Genomic DNA, 21,655 nt, shown 5'->3' with positions numbered 1-21,655 from the left:
GGAGGAGATTTGGGCTTGGCCGAAGGCTGAGCATCCGGATGGTGCGAATCCATGCTGCGAAGTCGAGCGCCTTGGATGGTTTAAGAGCGTTCCAAGCCAAGGCTAGTGAGGGCTGAAAGCGGCAAGCTCCATACAATGTCAATTCCTTGCCCTGAACCCCTCTAAAACTTTTTCCTCAGCCGCATCTAAAACCACATCAACCCCAGCCCTCACATCCTCAACACTCTCCTTCACCACAATATCCGGTGCTATACCCACGCCCACCCAGTCGTCACCATTACTATACTGGTCGCGTTTTACACAGACTCTAGCCGAGCCCCCGCCGGGCAATTCAAATACTAATGGTTGGCCGCTGCTGCCGGCGCTGGTTTCGCCGATGATTAGGCCACGTTGGAGTTGTTTAAAGGCGACTAAAAAATCTTCAGCAGCGGAAAAGCTCTGTGGGCCGGCGAGTACCATAACGGGCTTATCAAATTGTTTTTTGGCCGTGCGGTATAAGTCATTGCCGCCTAGATCTTTCCAGTGGGTTCTGTTATCGCCCCAGGCTTTTCTTACGGGTTGGTTAAGGCGTGAGTAGGAGTATGAGCCGCTAACTGCTTTATCGGTTAAGTACTGCAATATGCGAAAGCCAACGGTGCTAGAGCCGCCGCCATTTTGGCGAACATCAATAATTAAACCCTTGGCGTTTTTAAGTTGCGGCAAGATGTTTTTAAAGTGTTCGGCGGCTTTGTTGGAAGCGAAAGAGTTTGTGCGGAAGTAAGCGATGCCACTTTCTAGCAGAGTAAACTCATTAGCTTCTGGATAGCGGGTATCGCTATAGCCTTCTCGAGGTACAGATAGGTTTTTGTGGCTACCGTCAGCCTTTTTGAGCTTTATATTTAAGTTTTTTTCGCTATCCCCTGAAAGCAGTGTATAGCGATAGGTTCTAACCTCTAAATCTTGCAGAGTCGAGCTACTGTTGAAGGGCTTTTTATGTTCAGTAGCGTACTGGTGAACCGCTTGCCCCTCTATTTCTAGTAGTTCATCACCAATCGCGATACCGAGTTCGCCCAAGCTCTTACTGTATATATCAGTAACAATCACCTTGTCTTCAATTAGGCGGGTTCTAAAGGGTGGGCGTGAATAGGCTTTGCTTCTTAAAGCTTTGGGGTAGCTAATATCGCTGTGGCTATCTTTAAGTTGTGCGATAAACCGCTCCAGCTCACGGTAATAGGCTAGAGTGCTTTGGGTGTTTAACACCTTAGGGATCGTGTTTTGGTAAAGCTTGTCCCAATCTAAACTGGGTACTTGATCAAAATAGACAAAGCCGTGTTTGGCTTCTGACCAAATAGTAGATAGGCCAGCAATTTTTTCGGCATCGCTTAGGTTTTCTGTATAGGGGCTGCTTAATCCATCGTTGGCTTGAATGCGTGCCCAGGCTTTTTCGGCCTTCACGGCGTTTACAAATAAAGTCTCTTCGGCTAGCAACGCAGCGACATCTTCATCCTTTGCGATGCGAGCAAGTGACTTTTTTGCTTTTGTTAACTGTCGTAGATAGCTTAAGGCGTTTGGTTTATCCTGTTGCAAGGCGTTTACAATGATTAAATCTCGCAAAATATCCCACTGCCTTCCAGCCAAATATTGGTTCTCTTGGTACATCGCTACAATGTCAGGCTGACGCACAAAATTTAAGGCTGCTTCTAAAGTCTCTTCCGATTTTTGAATCTTGTTAGCGTCTATAAATTTATAAGCGCTACTGCGCATGGCCTGGGCTTTATCGTAAGCCCCCTCAGAGCTGATGTTGTTATTGGTTTCTGCATATAAAAAATTAGAAAAGAGGAAAAAACAGGGGAGTATAAGCTTGGCAAAGGCCTTCATTGGCTAAATCCTTTTATGGTTAATGCTAGTTATCTGTTCGTTATTTTCAGGCTGAATATAGATGCCACACGTCTATATAGCCCTATTTATTGATCTCTCACTATTGCAAGTTCAGGTTATTATCCTTAGAGGCTCTATACCGTTAAAAACTCAGTAAATACTGATGTTTATGTGTCTGTTACATCCCTTAATCCATCTAATTGGTGATGGATGTACATATAAGGAATTAGTTCTGAAACAGCCATCGACACCAGAGTTTCAACATAAGGACCGTTAAGCTACCCATAGCTCAATATAGGATTAGCTAACCCTTGGTTGCATCCTTTTGGTGCGCAATCTGGCTGTGTTTGTCTTATTCGATAGCATTTCTCAATTGCGGCTCATATTACTACGAAATTAGCCCAAAATACCGCTAAAGTTGCCTTGTTTGTCGCGGCATAGGAACTAAACTTAATATAGATCTAGGCTTCTTTGTGAGGGTTCTTTTCGAAGGGTAAAGTGGGTGACTTATGACTGATGGGCATAAAGGATTTAACTCCCCGAGTGTTACGGATAAATGGCACGACATATTTAAAAAAAGCAAAGACCCAATATTTATCTTATCAGGCAACAAAATAGCAGATTGTAATCAAGCAGCAGTTGAATTCTTTGAGCTAAATTCATTTCAAGATTGCCTGGCTACTCACCCCAGCGAGCTATCACCTGTTTATCAACCCGATGGTTCACGGTCTCATGACAAAGAAAAGCAGATGTTTGCCCAAAGCCGCCAATACGGCTCACATCACTTCTATTGGGTTCATCAAACAGTTACCAGCAAGCTGAGAAGAGTATTCGTTTGCTTAACCGATATTTCAACAAATAATGAAGAAGTTTTTTTTGCTCAAATATTCACCTTTGCAGATTATAAGGACGTATTCTGGGAGCTGGTAAATACTCTTGATGAGACGGTAAGCAGTGCGAAGGGCTTGGTAGAGGCTAAGCCTGCAAGTACAAAATCAAGTTCTACCGAGTATGAGCTTTTACATCAACATAAGCGCGCTCTAGATATGAGTGCAATTGTATCTAAGACAGACCCGAAAGGTGTAATTACTTACGTAAATGACTACTTTTGTAAGGTCTCTGGTTACAGCAGGGATGAGCTGATTGGCAATACTCATAAGATGATCAATCATCCAGAAATGCCACGTGAAATTTTTCGAGAGCTTTGGAAAACTATTATGCGGGGGGATGTTTGGCAGGGTGTAATTCAGAATAGAACCAAAACCGGAAAATCCTACTATGTGTCGAGTACGATCACTCCAATTTTGAACCGCAATAATGAAATCGAAGAATTTATATCGATTAGACATGATATTACTGAACTTTACGAAAAAGAAAATATTATCTTATCCAGTCTTTCAGATTCTGAAACGAAGCTGGGTAACAAAGCCAAGCTTTTAGATGAAATCTCTGTCGGTGCTGGCAGTGAATTGGCGATATGCCAAGTTAATGAGTTGAACGATATTCAAGGAATTTACTCCCACGGAGATTATCTTGATTTACTTATGAGCTTGTCCGATTTCTTTAAATCAAACTTAACTCCAGAAATTAGTATATATCGTGTGGGAGTAGACAGGTTTGCATTTTTAGTGAATTCGCTAATGGGAAAAGTGGATTTGCCTACTTTTTGCTTGTCTATTGCTGAAAATATAAAGAGCCGAAAATTCAGTGCGCATGGTGCTGAGATATCACTTTCTACAACTTTTGGCGTGTCAACAGAGGTTGAATCAGAAAGAGCATTCAATAATGCATCCCTTGCACTTGATTATGCCTGTAAGAGCGACTTGCCGCTGACTGTGTTCCAGAGAAACGATCGCTTGCAAGATAATATATTGAGCTCATTGGCTTGGATTCAAAAGATTAGTAGTGCGATTCGCCTTGAAAGTTTTGAGATGTTTGGGCAAAAAATCTGTCATTCGAGTGGTGAAGAATATTCAACTGAAATGTTGTTGCGCTATAAAGAAGGGGAAGGCAGCTATATCTCACCAGATAAATTCCTGGATTACGCCAGAAAGGCGCGCTTGTATGATCCAATTAGTCAGATTGTGATTCGTAAGGTCTTTGCTTATTGTGCGAATACACAGAATAGAGTGTCCATTAACATCGAGCGGAACGATATCTACAACGATGTTACTTGTCAGCTGATATTTGCTTTGTTGGAAAAGACAGGTTTAGGTCCTTTAATTACTTTCGAGCTAGTCGAGTCTCAAAGTTTAGATATGGATAGCTTATTGTTTCTTCGTTTTGTGGAAGATTTAAAAAAGTATGGCTGTCTAATCGCCATTGATGATTTCGGTAGTGGTTATTCTAACTTCGATTACTTGACTAAGATTCCGGTTGATATCCTTAAAATTGACGGCTCTTTAATTAAGGATATTTGCGAGAATGAAAAGCACCTGGCCGTTGTCGGCTCTATCGTGTCGATTGCTCATACTATTGGGCTTAAGGTCACAGCTGAGTTTGTGGAAAACCAAATTATTAGTGAACAGCTTTGTGATATGGGGGTAGATTACCAGCAAGGGTATTATTTTGATAAACCTAAACTAGTAGCCTGCTAGAGCTTATCGATATACCCATATGTGGCTCTTGTTACATTACAGATAGAATATCTAGTGCAATCAAACTCTAAATGTCTGCTCAAATTTCAACCATTATAAATACCACCAATACCAGGCTATTTGCGAATTATTATCAAATTTCCTACTTCATCCATAACCAATCATGTACAATCCTGCGCCGTTAACCCAGTGATAATCACTGGTTAACCACAAGCAAAGAGAAGTAGGAAGAGAGCAGGATGACAGCTTTTGTACGTAACGCGGCCCTTTATGGCAGCGTATTAAGTGTTGCTGCACTAAGCAGCAGCTTAAGCTTGGCCGCCCAGAATGTCGCTGAAAAAGCCAATAGCGAAGCCAACAAGCAAGACAACTCAAAACTAGAGCAAGTGATTGTGCAGGGCGTAATGACCGCCAACAATCAACCAGTGGGCACCTATAGCTCACCGATATCCAATTTAGAATACGATCCGCGTATTGATTTGCAATCGCGCAATATGGCCGAGGCCCAGGCCGATGTCACCATTCGTGGCGGCATCTTTGAAAGCACCGGCTTTCGCATCGGCAGCGCCACCTTGATTGACCCGCAAACCGGTCACTATTTTGCCGAGATTCCCATTGCCCCAGAAATGCTGAGCAAACCCGATGTCTTAACCGGTGCCGATAACGCCCTATATGGCGTAAACAGCTCCGTAGGCAGCATCTCTTACGCCTGGTTGCCAGTGCGTGCTGGTGGCAGCGTATCGGCTGCAGCAGGAAACAATGCCTTAAATGTACAGCGCGTACACAGCGCTATGACAACCGAGCTGGATTCGGCTGAAGATTGGACCTTGGGCTTAGAAGCGGAATACTCCCGCTCAGAAAGCGATGGCAGCATCGAGCACGGCGATCACGATTATGATCGCGCATCGGGTCGCGTTCAGTTATTGGGTGATGATTCCCAAACCGATTTATTTTTTGGTTATCAAAGTAAATTCTTTGGTTGGCCAAATATGTACACCCCATTTGGCGTAAATGAAACCGAAGATTTAGAAACAAAATTGTTGATGTTTAATCATCAGCAAAACTATGGCAGTGCAGCAAATGGCCAACAGAACAGCTTTGAAGTTTCGGCTTATTATCGCCGTAATAGCGATCATTATATTTTCTCACGCGAGCGACCAACGGCTTTCCAGGCTTTTCATAAAACCGCAGTAAAAGCATTGGCCGTATCGGGTCGTCATGGTTTGGATGAGGCCTTAGCCCTAAATTATTCGGCGCAGTTTACGGCAGATTCCATCGATTCCACCACGCTTGAGCAAAACTTCACCTCGCGCCGTTATATGAAGTTAAGTGTATTGCCTGAATATCAAATTGCCCTGCAAGATGATCAGCAATTAAAACTGCGTTTGGGGGCAGCCTTTGATAAAACCAATCGTGATGAATCCCAGGTTTCGGCCATTGCGGATATTCACTGGTTAATTAATCACAGCGATGCCAGCTCTGAGACCTTCTATTTATCCTATGCCGAAGCTAGCCAAGTGGTTGGTTACACCGCTATTGGTGGCAGCGAAACCGGTGGCTTGTTCCGCAGTAACCATGACCTTGGCCGTGAAAGAACCAAAAACCTAGAGTTGGGTATGGTGCTAGATCGCCTAAGCTGGAGCCTAGATGCAGCGCTATTTTATCGTTGGGATAATGAGCTGACCGATTGGACTTATAGCTTTGATAGCACATCGGCACGCTCGGCCAATCCGGTGGATATTGAAACTTTGGGTATCGAGCTTATCGCGACCAAGCGTTTTGATACGGCCGATATTGTAGCCAGTTATACTCATCTGAATAAATCGGAAGACTATGCTATGACTGGAGGCAGCGCCGATGTGGATGCCAGCTTCTACGCCTTAAACTACCCAGATCACCGCTTTACCCTAGCGGCCATTTGGCGCCCAGTGGATGGCATCGAGCTGCGTATCGATAATGAATGGCGCCAGCAGCAGGAAAACGCTCTGCGCAATGGCGATGACGATGCCTTCTTCACCCATCTAACCGCCAGCTACTTCCCCGAGCAGTTAGAAGGCTTAGAGGTGAAATTTGCCGTGGATAATCTGTGGGATGAATCCTTTGAAGAAGTGCCAGGCACACCGGGCCGTGGCGATCAGTACTCTCTTGGTGTGACTTATCGTTGGTAAGTTTATATAGCTGATGACAGCGTGAGCTAAAGGCGAAGTTGTTGTCTTAAGCTCACGTTTTTGCTTTTTTGGATTCTTTTTTCTTTTTTCTTTTTTCTTTTGTCTATGGCTCAGCCATGGCTGCGAAAGCACTTTAACTATCAACAGTAGATTTTAGAAAACTCTCTATGCACTATCTTGCTATCACCTCTCTGATTTGGGCTTTTTCCTTCGGTTTAATAGGCAATGCCTTAAAAGGTATTGACCCATTGCAGGTAGCGGATGTGCGCTTAATGTTGGCGCTGTTGGTGTTTTTACCCTTTTTAAAATGGCAGCAAACTGATAGGCAAGAAAAGTGGCAGCTTATTGCCATCGGCGCCATTCAATATGGTGTGATGTATACCTGCTTGCTGTCTTCGTTTCGCTATTTGCCTTCTCATTTGGTGGCGCTGTTTACAGTACTAACCCCGCTGTATATTGTGATTATCGATAGCCTGCGTAAGCGTTACTTTTCGATCGACTATATATTGGCGGCGGCTTTATCGGTGGCCGGTGCGGCGGTGATTAAAGCGCAAAATACCGAAGGTGCCGATATTTGGCTGGGCTTTGCGCTGATACAAATAGCCAATCTAGCTTTTGCCTTTGGACAGGTGGCTTATCGCGATTGGAAGCAGGCTCGCCCAGAGCTAGCGCATAGTGCAGTTTTTGCTTGGCTGTATTTGGGAGGGGCTTTATTTACCGCCTTTGCGGCTGCTCTTATCTCTGGCAAGGGGCCAATTCCCCTTGAGGCGAATGCGCAGCAGTGGGCGGTATTGCTCTACTTGGGCCTAGTGGCTTCGGGCCTTGGCTTTTTTATGTGGAACAAGGGCGCTACTTTAACGACTACCGGCATATTGGCAGCCTTTAACAATGCCGTAGTGCCGCTGGCTATGTTTGCTTCGCTGTTTATTTTTGCCGAAGCAAAAGGCGGCACGGTAGAAGAGCTAACACGCTTGGGCTTGGGGGCGGTTTTGATTGGCTTTGCTTTGTTGTTGGGGCGTCGTAGGGCGAGCTAACTAAATCTATATTCGTGCTCTTTGATCAGTGTTCTTTGATCAGTGTTCTTTGATCAGTGTTCTTTGATTAATGTTCTTTAAAGCGCGATAAATAGTTCTTCAAACTGATCTCATCAGAAGCCTCAAAATGAGCATTGGCGCCGGCCAGCTTTTGTATTCTATCGATACGAAAGCTGCGGTAATCGTCGCGTAGCTCACACCAGCTCACTAGCGTCCAAACCTTGCCCCAGTAAACTAGGCCCAAGGGCCAAATGGTGCGTTCGCTGGTAGCTTGTTTTTCATCTTGATAATGAATGTCCAGCTTCTCGCGCTGCTTGATGGCTTGGCGTAGCTCTTGGCTGTATTGGGTGCTATTGCCCTGTTCAAAATCCGGTACGATCAGGGTTTCTTCAGCAATGCTGTGTAAATAATGCTGGCGATCGGGCAGGATGGCTTTGATCTTATCTAATGCTTGATCGGCTGACTCTGCCAGCCCACTATCGCCCCAAGCCTGTACCATGCGCACGCCCAGAATAAGGGCTTCTAGCTCTGATTCATTAAACATAAGCGGTGCCAATGTGCTGCCCGCCTGCAACATATAGCCAACCCCAGCTTCACCGCTGATAGGCACGCCTGAGAGCTCGAGCGCCTGTATATCGCGATAAATCGTGCGCTCTGACACATTCAGTTTTTCGGCCAAAGAGGCGGCGGTAATAGCGCGTCTTCGGCTTTGTAAAAGGGTCAGCAGTTTTAGCAGGCGTTCGGCTTTATTCATGGTTTGGGCTAATGTTTACAGGCCTTGTTATCTAGCTATCCAGTTATTGTCGATATAGAAGAGTCGCTTATACTTAAGCGGATTCGGCTAGCGACATAATTTCACTACAGGCCTGCATATGGCGCACGCGCACCGTGTCAGTATCAATATGGGCCATCATATCTTGGCAGAGTGTATTTTGCATAAAATTTTCACTGGCTTGCTGGGCTGCTTCTAGGTTTTTCCAATACACAATATCGTGCCAAAGGCCGTCTTCATCGCAGCTTAAGGAGCGATAAATAAAACCTGCCTGGGCGTGTAAAAAAGCCTCCATGGCATTGGCGGTGCTGCTCATGGCATCGCTGCCAACGCCTTCTTTGCAACGAAAAGTCACTAATTCAATCACAGAATTTTGCATGCTATCTCCAGTTTTTTGAGGGTAGAAGAAAGGGCAGTGCCCGAGTAGAGATAATAAGCTGGTGGTGCTGACAAGCTCTGTCAGTAGCACGTTACAGGAGTTGCAGGATGGCCCGTGAATGAGCAGCAGAGCTGCCGGAGCGGATTTAAGTGGCGGGTTGGGGCAACGGCTAACCGTCCGCTGCCATTACTTGTTGCTCAATGCTGTCACCAATAACACAGTTACGGCCCGATTCCTTGGCCTTATAAAGCGCTTCATCGGCTACTTTTAGCTGGGCATCGATGCTATCCATATAGATATTGGAGATGCCAGTACTAAAGCTGATGGTTAGGGTATTGTTGTCAATTTCGATGGGGCTATGGGAAATAATTTCCCGCACTTTATCCATCAAGGTGCAAGCTTGTTGGTTATTTAATCCGGGCATTAATACGAAAAATTCTTCACCGCCAGCACGAGCCACGATAAAACGCTCAAGGGCTTCATTAAGTGCTTTAGAGAAAAACTTTAATACGCCATCACCTACATCGTGGCCATAGGTATCGTTAATTTTTTTGAAAAAATCGATGTCTAGCACGGCAACGGCGAGGGGAGTGTTTTCTGTCTTAGCTTGTTTGTGAACACAGCTGGCATTGGTGAAAAAATAACGTCGATTATAGGCGCCAGTTAGGAAGTCGCGGTTGGCAGTATTGCGAGCCTGCTCTAAGTGCTCCATGGCTTCGATATTGTGCATTACCCGGCACTGAAACTCTTCACGATTAAATGGTTTATGCAAAAAATCGTTAGCACCGTTTTTAATAAACTTAGCCGATAGGGCTTCCTCGCCTTCACCTGATAAACCAATAATGACTAAATCAGATTTCTCATATTTATTGCGTAGGTTTCGCACTAGTTGTACACCATCCATATTGGGCATATGGTAATCGGTGATTAGCATTTTTATGTCGGGCTGCTGCATTAGAATATCGATAGCGTCTTGACCATCGACGGCGGTGTAAACTTCAAATAAGTACAGTTTGAGTAGATCGCTAATGTAGCGACGAGAAGTCGATGAATCCTCTGCGACCAACACTTTAACTTGTTGGTTGCGCCAAATGCGGTTCAATAGCCCAATGGCATAGCGATAAGAAAAGCGGCCCTCTTTAGTAACGTAGTCGATAATACCCTTACTAAATAAGTGTTTTCTTCGCTCTTCGTCGAAACTGGAAGTTAGTACTATAGTGGGGATTTTTTTGTCGAGAGTGTAGTCGACGACTTCGCCATCTTCGGCATCGGGTAGGTGAAGGTCAACCAGAGCGGCGAAAATTTGATCACCTTCGCGCTCAACAATCTCTTTAGCCTCGCCATAACTTTTCGCATATAGGCCAATAAAATCGGATTCTAAGTTTACGAAGTAGCGCAACACTTTCATTACGGTGTGGCTATCTTCGATAATTAGAATTTTCTTCATTGTTATTCTCTGCTGCTACACCCTTCCTTGCTATTTATATCCCTAGTGACCACCGTCCATTGGTTGACCACGCAATATTACGCTAATAATTTATTCGGCCTAAGCTGCGAATTCTATAGCGCTAAATGATGTTTTCAGTATAGTTGAAGAGAAAAAAATGCGTAGCCGGAATGGCAAAGAGAATGGCCCTTTTTTATGTGAGGTCTAAATCGCGCGGAAGCTACTGTAGATGAGGCAATTAGCGCCCAGGCATGGACCTGGACGCCAATAAATTACTGTTCTAATTCTTGCTCGGCAAATTCGCCGTCGAACAGTGGACTGGATAGATAGCGCTCGCCAGAATCTGGCAAAATGGCCACAATAACTTTACCGATATTTTCGGGTTTTTCAGCTTGGCGAAGTGCTGCGGTTAATGCCGCACCACAAGAAATTCCGGCCAAAATACCTTCTTCTTTCATCAATCGATGAGCGTTCGCCATAGCTTCTTCATTGCTTACGGTTTCCACCTCATCAATCAAATCAAGATCTAAGTTACCCGGAATAAAGCCTGCACCAATTCCCTGGATTTTATGTGGGGAAGGGGTCGGGTCTTGACCTGCCATGGTTTGGCTAATAACAGGTGAACCTTCGGGCTCAACAGCAACCGTTGTAATGGCTTTCCCGGCCGTTTTTTTGATGTAGCGGCTGATACCGCTGATGGTGCCGCCTGTACCTACGCCAGCGCACAGAATATCTACTTTGCCGTAGGTATCTTTCCAGATCTCTGGGCCAGTGGTCTTCTCATGAATTAAGGGGTTAGCCGGATTTTCAAACTGCTGAGGCATCCAGGTATTAGCAGGATCATTACGGCAAATCTCTTCGGCCTTGGCGATGGCACCTTTCATGCCCTCTGCACCCGGAGTAAGCACTAGGTTTGCCCCCAGCGCCTTGATCAGCTTGCGGCGCTCTAGGCTCATGGTATCTGGCATGGTAAGTGTCAGAGAATAGCCTCGAGCGGCACAGACAAAGGCAAGTGCGATGCCGGTATTACCACTTGTGGGTTCTACTACCGTGGTGTTGGGTTTTAAAATGCCGGCTTCTTCGGCGGCCCAGATCATGCTCGAGCCAATACGGCATTTAACAGATGCAGCTGGATTACGGGATTCGAGTTTTACGTACACCTCTTTATCGGTAATGCGATTTAAGCGAACCAAGGGGGTGTTGCCGATGGTTTTGGAGTTATCGCTGAAGATATCTTGCATGGTTTTGCCCTTTGCTAGACCCAAGTTTTGGACTTCTTTATCGCAGAAGCACTAAGACTTAACGGTTAATTTCAATAGTTTTATTCAATCCAATTTCATGGTGGGGTGCAAGCGAAAACCCCCATTTATTAACCATAGCGCATTCATGCAATCTATTCCCATAATAATTAAAGATAATATTGGGCTGGTTTTTAATTTCAATTCCCTATTTGTGTCTGGGCGCGAAGTCTTTAATACTCTTAATCGAGCCCTACAAGAATAATAGAAACATTAAGGAGTGCTGTATGGCCATTTTGGAACATACTCTTGGTATTCTGCTTCACCCGGATAGCGAATGGAAAGCCATTCGTAATGAACGTCACTCATTTGCACAGGTATTTCTCAGTCACGTGCCGATTCTGGCACTTATTCCATGTGTTTCCATGTTTTATGGTGTCACTCAGGTTGGTTGGAGCATCGGCGATGGGAGTGCCGTTAAGCTTACCACCGAGAGCGCCCTCTGGTTATGTGTTTTAACCTATGTCGCCATGCTCGCTGGGGTTCTAGTGTTGGGCGAGTTTATTAATTGGATGTCGAAAACATATGGTGTATCAGATGATGCTGATCGCCGTCACTATGAAGGCACTGCTTTAGCGGTTTATATTACCACCCCGGTATTTTTAGCAGGTATTGTGGGCTTATACCCAGATCCGGTGATCTACTCGGTGGTTCACATTCTGGCAGGCGCCTATGCGGTTTACCTAGTCTATGAAGGTATTCCGATTTTGATGAATATCGATAAAGATCGCGCCTTTATGTACGCCTCTTCGGTGGTTACCGTGGGCCTAGTGATGCTAGTAATGGTACGAGTGGGTTCGGTTATTTTGTGGAGTATGGGGGTCGGCCCCGTATACGCTGACTGATCTCAGTGAAAAATGGTTATTTTGAGGGCGGTTTTTACCGCCCTTTTTTGTGCCTGCAAGGCTAGCGGTGCAGGCTTATCATTCTTTCGGGGAATGTTTTCTCTTAAAGCGATAGTAAGAAGTGATGTCGCTAAAGCCCAGTAGGCTGCTTATTTCGCTTGGGCTAAGCTCGCTTTGGCTTAATTGCTGAAGGCGCCTTATACGTTCTTCTTCTAATAACTCACTAAAACTGCAAGATTCTTCTTTTAAACGACGATAAAGAGACGAGCGGCTGAGCTGTAGTTTTTGGCAAGCGCGCTCAATATGACAGAACTCTTGTAGATCACCTTGCAATAAGATTTGCAGCGCTTGCTTCCAGCTGTGCTCTGTTTTTGAGACAGAGAGTTGCTCAGCTTGTTTGGCTATTAGTGTTTTAAGATAAGGGTTGGCACTTTGGATCTTCTGCTGAAAAGTCGATTTATCAAGATACAGTGCATTTTCACTCTGGGAAAAAACAATATTGGAGCCAAATACGCGGTGGTAAGCCTCACAGCTTTTTTGGCTGCTAGGTTTTGGCCGTTGCAGGCACAGCTTTTGTAACCTCAAAACTGTACCTGTGTAATAGCTGCCCCAGGCCATCATAGCGGCAAGGCTTCGGTCTATGGCTATTGAGGGGTAGTCAGCATCTAAAAACTGGCAGCTAAGCTTAATGCCATGCTCGGTGTTTTCTTTTTGCCACAGCTCATTGGGGTTGAGTAAATGAATATGCTGGCTAAAAACCTCAAAGGCATCGGCCAAGCTTTCACACTGGGCCAGCCAATTGGCAAGAATACCTTTGGCTGCTGGGTTTACCTTGCTGCCAATAGCAAGACCAAGATCAGCTTGTTCGCTATTTTTCTCGGCCCACTGCCACAGCTGTTTGATTAATTGCTCGTCGAGCCGCTGTTCTTGAATACTATCTTGCTGCTGCCACTGCTTGTATACCGCCATAAATTCTGGCCCAAGCTCTATTAACTCCTCTGACGTTAGGCCGGCTCGCTGTATTAACTCATTGGCAAGATCAATCACGGCAATGGCTGAGGCTGTGATGCAAGGGTTCGGTTTATGCTTGGCTGAGGTCATAAATGTTCATCATAAAGCTTAAAGACTAATGGTGACACCAAATGCCAGTGTACTGCAACCAATCGCAATAGCGCCTTAAGGGCCTGGAGCTTACTCTTCGTTTATCCAAGAAAAGCAAAAAAATTTACGTTAGCGATGACTGTCAGTTGAGGTTGCTCATGTTTGAACAAGATGCCATAAATAGTGAAGCCCAGCTTAGAAAAATTATTCCAAATTATCCATCCGTGATGGAAAAACGAATAAAAACCGAGTTGGATGCCGTAAGTTTAGAAATTATTGAACACAGCAGTTTACTGGCACTGGCTTATTCACCAAAAGATAATCAAACAAGTGAAACAGCCCTCGGGGGTAATGATAAGGGCATAAATATTATTTCAGCCAATAAGTTAGAGCTGCTGGGCAATAAGCAAATTGCCATCACACTCGATGAAAGTTATGGGCTTTCTGGCAAGCCGCTACGACTGAGTCTTTATTTTTTAATCGCAGGTGTTGGCCATGGCCTGCGAATTAATGGGGGTGCCCGAAAGCAGGGTGGCCGCTATGTATTGGATATCGATTATCTTTATTTGCATTGTGCAAGGGCGGCGGCAAGGGCCGAGCTTTGGTCGCAGCTAGCCGAGGTTGCTCCATGTTCTGCAGCTAAAGAGCAGGAACCTTCGATTAGTGAAAGCCTAGGAAAAGCTAGCTATGCACTGTTAAAAACGTCTTCCGCTCAGGGTAAGCTAGAGCTGTCGCCTCGTGGTGATAAACCCGGCTTTATTCAACGTTTGGATGATAATACCTTATTTGTTCCCGAACGGCCGGGCAATAAGGTGGCGGTCAGTTTGCGTAATGTATTGAGTAATCCCCAAATGCAACTGCTGATTATTATTCCCGGCTGCGATCGCTTGTTGAGAGTTAGTGCAGAAGCTGAAATTTCTACCGCGCCTAGTTTATTGAAAAACAGTAGTGTGAACTCTAAGCCCGCGAAGCTTGGTTTATTACTCAGGCATTGTACATATGAATGGGTTTATAGCGCAGACCTCAAAACGCTTAAGGCAAAATCATGCAGCGAGGGTATGCCTAAACCACAGCTGCGAAGCTTTGCAAAAGCCTTTAATGAGCATATCAGTGGTACTGGTTTAAAAGCGAAGCTAACAGAAGTTGTAGTAGCGGGGGTGATTAAAAAGGATATGCGCTCTCTTTATTGAAAACGCAATTGAAAGCGCACTTTTGATCTGGATCGAATTTTGGGATTACTGGCTGCGAACGCGGCTTACGGCATCTTGCCAGCCTTGATAGCGGCGATCGCGCTCGTGCTTGCTAAGCTGAGCTTCAAAGCGCTTATCAAGCTGCCATAAATTAGCGATGCTTTCGCTAGATTCCAAAACGCCGGCTTGCAGGGCGACAAGGTAGGCGGCACCTAGGGCGGTGGTTTCAACACAGCTTGGACGATCGATGGTTGCGCCCAAGATATCCGCCAACTTTTGCAGCACCCAATTGTTTTTGGTCATGCCGCCATCCACGCGAATATTAACCGGCCTTTGGCCATCGGCTTCCATAGCCTTTTGTAAATCTTTGGTTTGGTAGCACACCGATTCTAAGCCGGCGGTGACCAGCTCTTTAATGCCGGTGTCGCGTGTTAAACCAAATAAGGCACCGCGTGCTTCTGGGTCCCAATAGGGCGCACCTAGGCCGGTAAAAGCAGGCACTAAATACACGCCGTGGTCGCTATCAGTTTGTTTGGCTAGGGCTTCGGTTTCGGCGGCATCACTAATTAAGTGCAGGCCGTCACGTAGCCACTGAATGGCGGCACCGGCAATAAAAATACTGCCTTCCAAGGCGTAATGGGTTTTGCCTTGTAAGCGATACGCTACTGTTGTTAATAGCCGGTTGTTGGAATTCAAAGCCTGCTCGCCAGTGTTGAGCATAAAAAAACAGCCAGTGCCGTAGGTGCTTTTGGCCATGCCAGGTTCAAAACAGGCCTGGCCAATTAAGGCGGCTTGTTGATCGCCAGCAATACCTAGGATCGGTAGTTCTTGCCCAAACAATTCGCTGGCGCTGTGGCCATAATCGGCGGCGCAATCTTTCACTTTGGGTAATAGGCTAGGGGGGATGTCAAACAGTGTTAATAGCTCTTCATCCCAGCATTGTTCATGAATATTAAACAGCATAGTGCGCGAAGCATTGGTCGCATCGGTGGAATGCTCTTTACCATTGCTCAGCTTCCACAATAAAAAACTATCGACTGTACCAAAGGCCAGCTCGCCGGCTTCGGCTTTGGATCGTGCGCCAGGAATACTGTCTAGCAGCCAGCGAATTTTACTGGCCGAAAAATAAGGGTCTAACAATAAGCCGGTTTTTTCTTGGATGCTTTGCTCATGGCCTTGGCTGCGAAGCTGTTGGCAATAATCACTGGTACGACGATCTTGCCAAACGATGGCGTTGGCAATGGGCTCGCCAGTAGCGCGATCCCAAATGATCGTGGTTTCGCGCTGATTGGTGATGCCAATCCCTAAAATCTCATCGCTGCTAATGCCTGCATTTTTGATGGCCGCATGACAGCTGCGTAAGGTGCTTTGCCAAATATCATCGGCATTGTGCTCGACCCAACCGTTATTGGGGTAGTGTTGAGTGAACTCTTCTTGGCCGGTGGCGATAGCCTCGCCTTGGCTACTAAACACAATGGCACGAGACGATGTCGTGCCTTGGTCTATGGATAAAATATAGTTTTTCACGCGCTGTTCCTTATTATTGTTTTAGCTTTTGCTCTGCAATATCGCCTTAAGCTACCGGTCTGAGTAAATAGTTTTAAACCAGCTTCTGTCCTTGTAATAGTGGCGGGATAGGGCAATCTAAACTGTCGGCAATGGCACGGAATAGTTCGGCTTCAGTGGCAGTGACTTCACCGTCATGATTAATACTGGCAGCCATGGCTTTTAGTAGGCGTGGTTTATCCAGTGGACGTAAGAGGTTTAGCTGCTCTAGCGCTTTATCCAGCATTTGTAGATTAATCTGGCTTTCTGGCAATAGGCCAACTGCGGCGATATCGAGCTCTTTAGCGGCGGCGGCATAGGCGCGCAGCGCTTCGTTTTCGTCTTCATGGCCAGCGCGTGCCATAACGCTTATCAGTAGTTGGCTGGCAGCTTGGGTTTGCTTGAGTTTATAGCGGCTTAAAATATCACGCTGTGGCTCCAAACCATGACAAACAATGCGATATAAGGCCCATTCAAAAATATCCACATGCTTATCGGCGCGAATCAAGATAATCATATTGCGCTTAAAGATTTGATACTGCTGTGGTGATTGCTGCTTTAGCGCTGGCAAACACAGGTCAAGAATCGGTAGGTGTAATTTGCGATCAAGTCTTGGCAGCTCCGTTAGAATTTTCTCTAAGGCTTTAAAGCTAGCTGGGTGAGCCTTCTCTTTTAACTGCTTTAACTGCGCCGCCTGTACCTGCTCATCGGCGTCTAACAATAAACCGTAAACCAAAGCGCGCGCCGAAAAAGGCTCATGAGCCGCTTCGCGAATAGAATCCGGAATTTCTGCTAGGGTAGTTTGAGCCGCTTCAACATGCTCTTCTGAAAGCACACCGATGCAATCCATAGCGCTGGCTTGTTGACTGCTACTCTCTTGCGTTTTGCTTTGAGCAGCCTGAGCGCTTGCTCGGCCTTGTTCGTTAATCGCTGCGCCAACCGCTACGGCGGCGCCAAGCATGGCCTTGCGCTTATCTTCGCGATCGCTACTGGAATCGTCTTCTTGCTGGCTACCGTAGCCGTAATTTAATTTGGGTAAACTGCCATCCCAATTGGGCTCAATACGGCGGATGCGCTCTTCTAAGGGTGGGTGGGTCGCCATCATGCTGCCAAAGGCCATCTTTACGCCTTGGCCAAAAAACATATGGCTAAATTCAGGTGCGTGTTCATTTTGCAGCATGGAGCCTTGGCTATGCGCGGCAATTTTTTTCAACGCGCCTGAGATACCAAAAGGGTTACGGGTATACTGCACTGCAGAGGAATCAGCAAGGTATTCGCGCTGACGGCTAACCGCTGACTTAATTAAGTTACCAAAAAAAGTACCTGAGTAGCCAATAACCATTAAGCCCAAGCCGAGTGCTAACAAAGGCATGCCATTATTGCGTCGATCGCCACCGCTAAAAGCGGCGCTGCGCATAAGATAATAACCGGCAATACCGAGCAATAAAATGCCATGCAATATGCCGACTAAGCGAATATTTAAGCGCATATCACCGTGTAAGATATGGCTGAACTCGTGTGCGATTACGCCTTGTAGCTCTTCGCGGTTTAATAATTTAATGCAGCCACGAGTAATGCCAATAACCGCATCTTGCCCTTTATAGCCAGCGGCAAAGGCATTGATGCTGTCATCTTCAATTAAATACACTGGGGGTACGGCAGTGCCGCCAGCGAGTGCCATTTCTTCAACAACATTCAAAACTCTACGCTCATCGGCATCGCGGGTTTGAATATTGAGCAAGCGCCCGCCCATGGCCTCGGCGACTACCTTGCCACCAGAGCTGAGTTGGCTGAGTTTATAAAGGCTGCCTAAACTCACCACCGCTAAAACGCCTAGTGCAATACTAATCATCAGCTCGACATCAGCGGTATTTAGCATATGTTGAACAATGCTTTCTTCACCTTGTAACTGACCGTAGTTCAGCAGAAATAGCACCATTACGATGGTAATGGCGATCAGGCTTAATACTGCTAAAAGCAGTAAAAACACCAGCTTCTTGGTGTTGCGACGGGCGCGATCTTGATGTTCAAAAAAGTTCATTGCTCGTATGCTTTTCTCTGGTGAAAGAAAGAGGGGGTATGTCTAGGCCGCGATAACGGCCTAGCAAAAGAAGTGCTTTTAGAAAGAAGCCCTTAAAATGAAACCTTCGGGGCTGCTTGAATTTCAGCGCTGTCTTCAAATTCTAATAAGCTGGCATCTGGGCCGTGACCAAAAGTGGCCGCCAACAATACCGGTGGAAAGGTTTGCTTATAGGTATTGTAAGTGGTTACCGCATCGTTAAAGGCTTGGCGAGCAAAGGCCACTTTGTTTTCGGTGCTGGTTAGCTCTTCAGAAACCTGCATCATATTCTCATTAGCTTTTAGGTCTGGGTAGGCTTCCATCACAACACTTAATTTGCCCAGTGCGCCACTCAGTGCGCCTTCGGCGCCTGCTAGGTTGCCCATAGCAGCTAGATCACCTGGGTTGGCCGATGCAGCCTGCAAGCCACCCATAGCTTCGTTACGGGCTTTGATGACCGCTTCTAGGGTTTCGCTTTCGTGCTTCATATAAGCCTTGGCGGTTTCCACTAGATTGGGGATTAGGTCATAGCGGCGTTTGAGTTGAACTTCGATTTGAGAAAAGCCGTTCTCATAGCGATTTTTATAGCTAACAAGATTGTTATAGAAGCCAATTACATAAAAAATTAGGCCGGCAATAACAACTAAAAAGATGATGGTTGAGATATCCATATTGGGTCCCTATATAAATAAATGGCTAGTAAATCTAATGGCGCCTATGGGCTTACCGTATGCTTATTAGACGAACTAAGTCTGTTAAGGGGGCAATTTCGGCCACAGGCAGTGTTTGAGCTAGAGTCTAGCATTGCTACCTAAGTAGGTGAAATTACAGCTTTATTACCACCATAATTGCCTGAAAAGTAGCCTATTTATGCCCTTTATTGGTCCGGATGTCATCTTGGGCGGTAGTGCATGGGCCTAGGCTTCGCTATAATCCGAGCTCCTTTACGTTAACGTAAAGCAGGTTTGGCCAGTCACGTATAGTTCTTTATTGAGAAAATGACGTCGCTGCCTTGCCAACCCTAGTACGGATTAGGGGCCCTTATGCGGCCATTCTGTCAGCCTAGGTAGCCGGCATTAACAATCAGAAATCATAGCCAGCACCTAGGATGCATCGACATTGCCTGAAAAATAGACACTCGGGGCAATGCTTAACAGAGTTGGAGTCAATAATGTCAGATCCAGTTGTAATTGTAGGTATGTCACGCACCCCAATGGGTGGCATGCAGGGTTCTCTCAGCGCTATGAGTGCTCCAGAACTAGGTGCCAAAGCCATTGCCGGTGCTTTAGCAGACGCTAAAGTGGAAGCGGGTGATGTTAGTGAAGTATTAATGGGCTGTGTACTGCCAGCCGGTTTGGGCCAGGCGCCTGCACGTCAAGCCTCTTTAGGTGCTGGCGTTCCTAATCATGTGCCATGTACCACCGTAAACAAGGTGTGTGGCTCAGGTATGAAAACCCTAATGATGGCCCACGATGCGATCGCTTTAGGTGATGCCGATATCGTAGTCGCAGGCGGTATGGAAAGCATGAGTAATGCGCCATACATTTTGCCTCAAGCGCGTTCTGGTTATCGCTTAGGTGATGGCGAAGTTAAGGACCATATGTTCCTTGATGGTTTGCGTGATGCTTATCAGGGCAACTTGATGGGTGAATTTGCTGAAGCCTGTGCCGGCAAATATACCTTTAGCCGTGAAGAGCAAGACGCTTACGCGATCGAATCTTTACGTCGTGCGAATGCCGCGATTGCCGAAGGTAAGTTTAGCCGTGAGATTACTCCGGTTACTGTTAAAACTCGTCGCAGCGAAAGCGTTGTTGAAATCGATGAGCAGCCAGGCAATGCCAAGCCGGAGAAGATCCCAACTCTGCGTCCGGCTTTCGCAAAAGACGGCACCGTAACAGCCGCTAACGCCAGCTCTATTTCTGATGGTGCGGCCGCTTTGGTTCTTATGCGTCAATCAGAAGCCGAAAAGCGTGGCTTAAAGCCATTAGCCGCTATTCGCGCGCACACTCAAAATGCCCATGAGCCAGAGTGGTTTACCACAGCTCCTGTTGGCGCTATGAAGAAGTTGCTAGAGAAAGCCGGCTGGTCGAAGGACGATGTTGATTTGTTTGAAATTAACGAAGCTTTTGCTGTAGTTGCTATGGCGGCTATGAAAGAGCTAGATCTAGATCACGGTAAAGTGAATGTTCACGGTGGTGCCACTGCTCTAGGTCACCCACTAGGTACCTCGGGTGCTCGCATCGTGGTTACGCTATTGGCGGCTTTGGAAACCTACGGTAAGAGCAAGGGCGTTGCTAGCTTGTGTATCGGTGGTGGCGAAGCAACTGCGATTGCCATTGAGCGTTTGTAAGATTTAGTCTTACGACGATCAAAAAGGCGACCCAAAAGGAGGCGACAATAGTGTCGCCTTTTTTTTGGCTGAAATTTGTCGCAACTAAAAAAAGCAAAACAAAAGCAATGAGATAACAATAATGGTTGAGCAAAGCAGCACACATTACGTGGATAAGGTTGCGCATTGTAAAGATGGCTATCCACTTGCATATCGTCACTACCAGTCAAAGAGCTCTGAACCTGTGAAAGCGATGGTAATAATCGGCAGTGCCCTGGGGGTGTCCCATAATTTCTATCGACGCTTCGCAGAGTATCTTTGTGAGCAGGGCTATGAATGTTTGAGTTTTGATTACCGTGGAACAGGTGAGCAAAGCGAATCGCCAAGCGCCAGTGTGAGTACTGAACATTGGGGTATTTTGGATATCGAAGCTGTCATACAAGAAGCTTTAACTCATGGTCGTACGGTCCACTTTATCGGCCACAGCATCGGTGGGCAGTTGCTTGGCCTAGCGCCATCGGCAAGGAAACTAAGCTCGATCACTTTAGTGGCTGCATCGGCACCTTATTGGAAGCGCTGGCAGGGAACTGGGCGTTTTAAATTATGGTTGTTGAGCTTTGTCCTGATTCCTGTGTTAGCTCGCTTAAAAGAACCTTTCCCTATTGCTGCCTTAGGGCTTGGGAATATTCGCATACCGAGCCGATTTATTGCCCGTTGGGCACAGTGGATGCGCGGTGAAGACTATTTACTAAGCGCAGATTACGGCTTAGATAGAAGCGGCTATGAGGCAATAGAGTGCCCGCTTTGGAGCTTGGGCTTCAGTGACGATGAGCTGGCGCCCGAAAATAATATTCGCTATTTGGCAGACTTTTTCTGCAACAGTCAAAGTACTGTTGATATGCTAGAGCCAGAAGCCCTAGGGCTTAAAAAGCTCGGCCACAATGGTTTGTTTCAAAAGCACAGTCGAGAAGCCTTGTGGCCCAAGATTTCTAACTGGCTAGATGCTAACAGCTAAATATAAAGCTGTTGTGAGA

At 46.2% G+C, this 21,655-nt stretch carries 16 protein-coding genes; 7 read left to right on the top strand and 9 right to left on the bottom strand.

Annotation, left to right across the window (positions count from 1 at the left end; genetic code table 11):
* Positions 1-138 precede the first annotated feature (138 nt).
* Positions 139-1,857 (bottom strand): S41 family peptidase, encoded by a 1,719-nt coding sequence (locus Q1A08_RS12575; RefSeq protein WP_299773411.1) that lies wholly within the window; start codon positions 1,855-1,857, stop codon positions 139-141.
* Between the two features lie 509 nt (positions 1,858-2,366).
* On the opposite strand from Q1A08_RS12575, the gene Q1A08_RS12570 reads away from it, so the two are divergent.
* The 3 genes from Q1A08_RS12570 to Q1A08_RS12560 all read left to right on the top strand — a co-directional run bounded on the left by Q1A08_RS12570 (position 2,367) and on the right by Q1A08_RS12560 (position 7,656).
* Complete coding sequence (locus tag Q1A08_RS12570; protein WP_299773409.1) at positions 2,367-4,454, top strand: GGDEF domain-containing phosphodiesterase; 2,088 nt, start codon at positions 2,367-2,369, stop codon at positions 4,452-4,454.
* A gap of 239 nt (positions 4,455-4,693) precedes the next feature.
* The gene (locus Q1A08_RS12565; RefSeq protein ID WP_299773407.1) at positions 4,694-6,622 is read left to right on the top strand and encodes a TonB-dependent receptor; all 1,929 of its coding nucleotides are present in this window, start codon (positions 4,694-4,696) and stop codon (positions 6,620-6,622) included.
* A 167-nt stretch (positions 6,623-6,789) separates the two neighbouring features.
* On the top strand, positions 6,790-7,656 hold the full coding sequence (locus tag Q1A08_RS12560; protein WP_299773405.1) for an EamA family transporter: 867 nt from the start codon (positions 6,790-6,792) through the stop codon (positions 7,654-7,656).
* Positions 7,657-7,723: 67 nt separating this feature from the next.
* Here Q1A08_RS12560 and Q1A08_RS12555 read toward each other — a convergent pair whose 3' ends face one another.
* The 4 genes from Q1A08_RS12555 to cysK form a co-directional block, all read right to left on the bottom strand.
* Positions 7,724-8,410: a YafY family protein gene (locus tag Q1A08_RS12555; protein WP_299773403.1), complete on the bottom strand. Its 687-nt coding sequence runs from the start codon at positions 8,408-8,410 to the stop codon at positions 7,724-7,726.
* A gap of 73 nt (positions 8,411-8,483) precedes the next feature.
* Positions 8,484-8,807, bottom strand: a complete 324-nt coding sequence (locus Q1A08_RS12550; RefSeq protein ID WP_299773401.1) for a hypothetical protein — start codon at positions 8,805-8,807, stop codon at positions 8,484-8,486.
* Positions 8,808-8,976: 169 nt separating this feature from the next.
* Positions 8,977-10,254, bottom strand: a complete 1,278-nt coding sequence (locus Q1A08_RS12545) for a diguanylate cyclase (protein ID WP_299773399.1) — start codon at positions 10,252-10,254, stop codon at positions 8,977-8,979.
* Between the two features lie 272 nt (positions 10,255-10,526).
* The gene (cysK, locus tag Q1A08_RS12540) at positions 10,527-11,495 is read right to left on the bottom strand and encodes a cysteine synthase A (RefSeq protein WP_299773397.1); all 969 of its coding nucleotides are present in this window, start codon (positions 11,493-11,495) and stop codon (positions 10,527-10,529) included.
* Between the two features lie 284 nt (positions 11,496-11,779).
* Here cysK and Q1A08_RS12535 point away from each other — a divergent pair, with 284 nt between their 5' ends.
* Positions 11,780-12,397, top strand: coding sequence for a Yip1 family protein (locus tag Q1A08_RS12535; protein ID WP_299773395.1), 618 nt, complete (start codon positions 11,780-11,782; stop codon positions 12,395-12,397).
* Positions 12,398-12,475: 78 nt separating this feature from the next.
* Here Q1A08_RS12535 and Q1A08_RS12530 read toward each other — a convergent pair whose 3' ends face one another.
* Positions 12,476-13,498 (bottom strand): AraC family transcriptional regulator ligand-binding domain-containing protein, encoded by a 1,023-nt coding sequence (locus tag Q1A08_RS12530; RefSeq protein ID WP_299773393.1) that lies wholly within the window; start codon positions 13,496-13,498, stop codon positions 12,476-12,478.
* 158 nt (positions 13,499-13,656) lie between these two features.
* Here Q1A08_RS12530 and Q1A08_RS12525 point away from each other — a divergent pair, with 158 nt between their 5' ends.
* Complete coding sequence (locus Q1A08_RS12525) at positions 13,657-14,688, top strand: pyridoxamine 5'-phosphate oxidase family protein (RefSeq protein ID WP_299773391.1); 1,032 nt, start codon at positions 13,657-13,659, stop codon at positions 14,686-14,688.
* A gap of 45 nt (positions 14,689-14,733) precedes the next feature.
* Here the strand turns inward: Q1A08_RS12525 and glpK are convergent, their stop codons facing one another.
* The 3 genes from glpK to Q1A08_RS12510 all read right to left on the bottom strand — a co-directional run bounded on the left by glpK (position 14,734) and on the right by Q1A08_RS12510 (position 18,963).
* A complete protein-coding gene (gene glpK / locus Q1A08_RS12520; RefSeq protein WP_299773389.1) occupies positions 14,734-16,215 on the bottom strand; it encodes a glycerol kinase GlpK in 1,482 nt (493 codons plus the stop codon).
* 73 nt (positions 16,216-16,288) lie between these two features.
* A complete protein-coding gene (locus Q1A08_RS12515) occupies positions 16,289-18,274 on the bottom strand; it encodes a M48 family metallopeptidase (RefSeq protein ID WP_299773387.1) in 1,986 nt (661 codons plus the stop codon).
* Positions 18,275-18,366: 92 nt separating this feature from the next.
* Positions 18,367-18,963 carry a LemA family protein gene (locus tag Q1A08_RS12510; RefSeq protein WP_299773385.1) on the bottom strand — a complete coding sequence of 199 codons (597 nt, stop codon included), beginning with the start codon at positions 18,961-18,963 and terminating at the stop codon, positions 18,367-18,369.
* A 500-nt stretch (positions 18,964-19,463) separates the two neighbouring features.
* Between Q1A08_RS12510 and Q1A08_RS12505 the strand changes: the two genes are divergently transcribed.
* Both Q1A08_RS12505 and Q1A08_RS12500 read left to right on the top strand, forming a co-directional pair.
* A complete protein-coding gene (locus Q1A08_RS12505; protein WP_299773383.1) occupies positions 19,464-20,642 on the top strand; it encodes an acetyl-CoA C-acyltransferase in 1,179 nt (392 codons plus the stop codon).
* 121 nt (positions 20,643-20,763) lie between these two features.
* Positions 20,764-21,636, top strand: a complete 873-nt coding sequence (locus Q1A08_RS12500) for an alpha/beta fold hydrolase (RefSeq protein WP_299773381.1) — start codon at positions 20,764-20,766, stop codon at positions 21,634-21,636.
* Positions 21,637-21,655: the final 19 nt, after the last annotated feature.

Source organism: uncultured Pseudoteredinibacter sp. (assembly GCF_947500695.1).
In the GTDB taxonomy this organism is placed as follows: Bacteria; Pseudomonadota; Gammaproteobacteria; order Pseudomonadales; family Cellvibrionaceae; genus Pseudoteredinibacter.
This window is presented reverse-complemented; position numbering and strand designations above follow the sequence as displayed.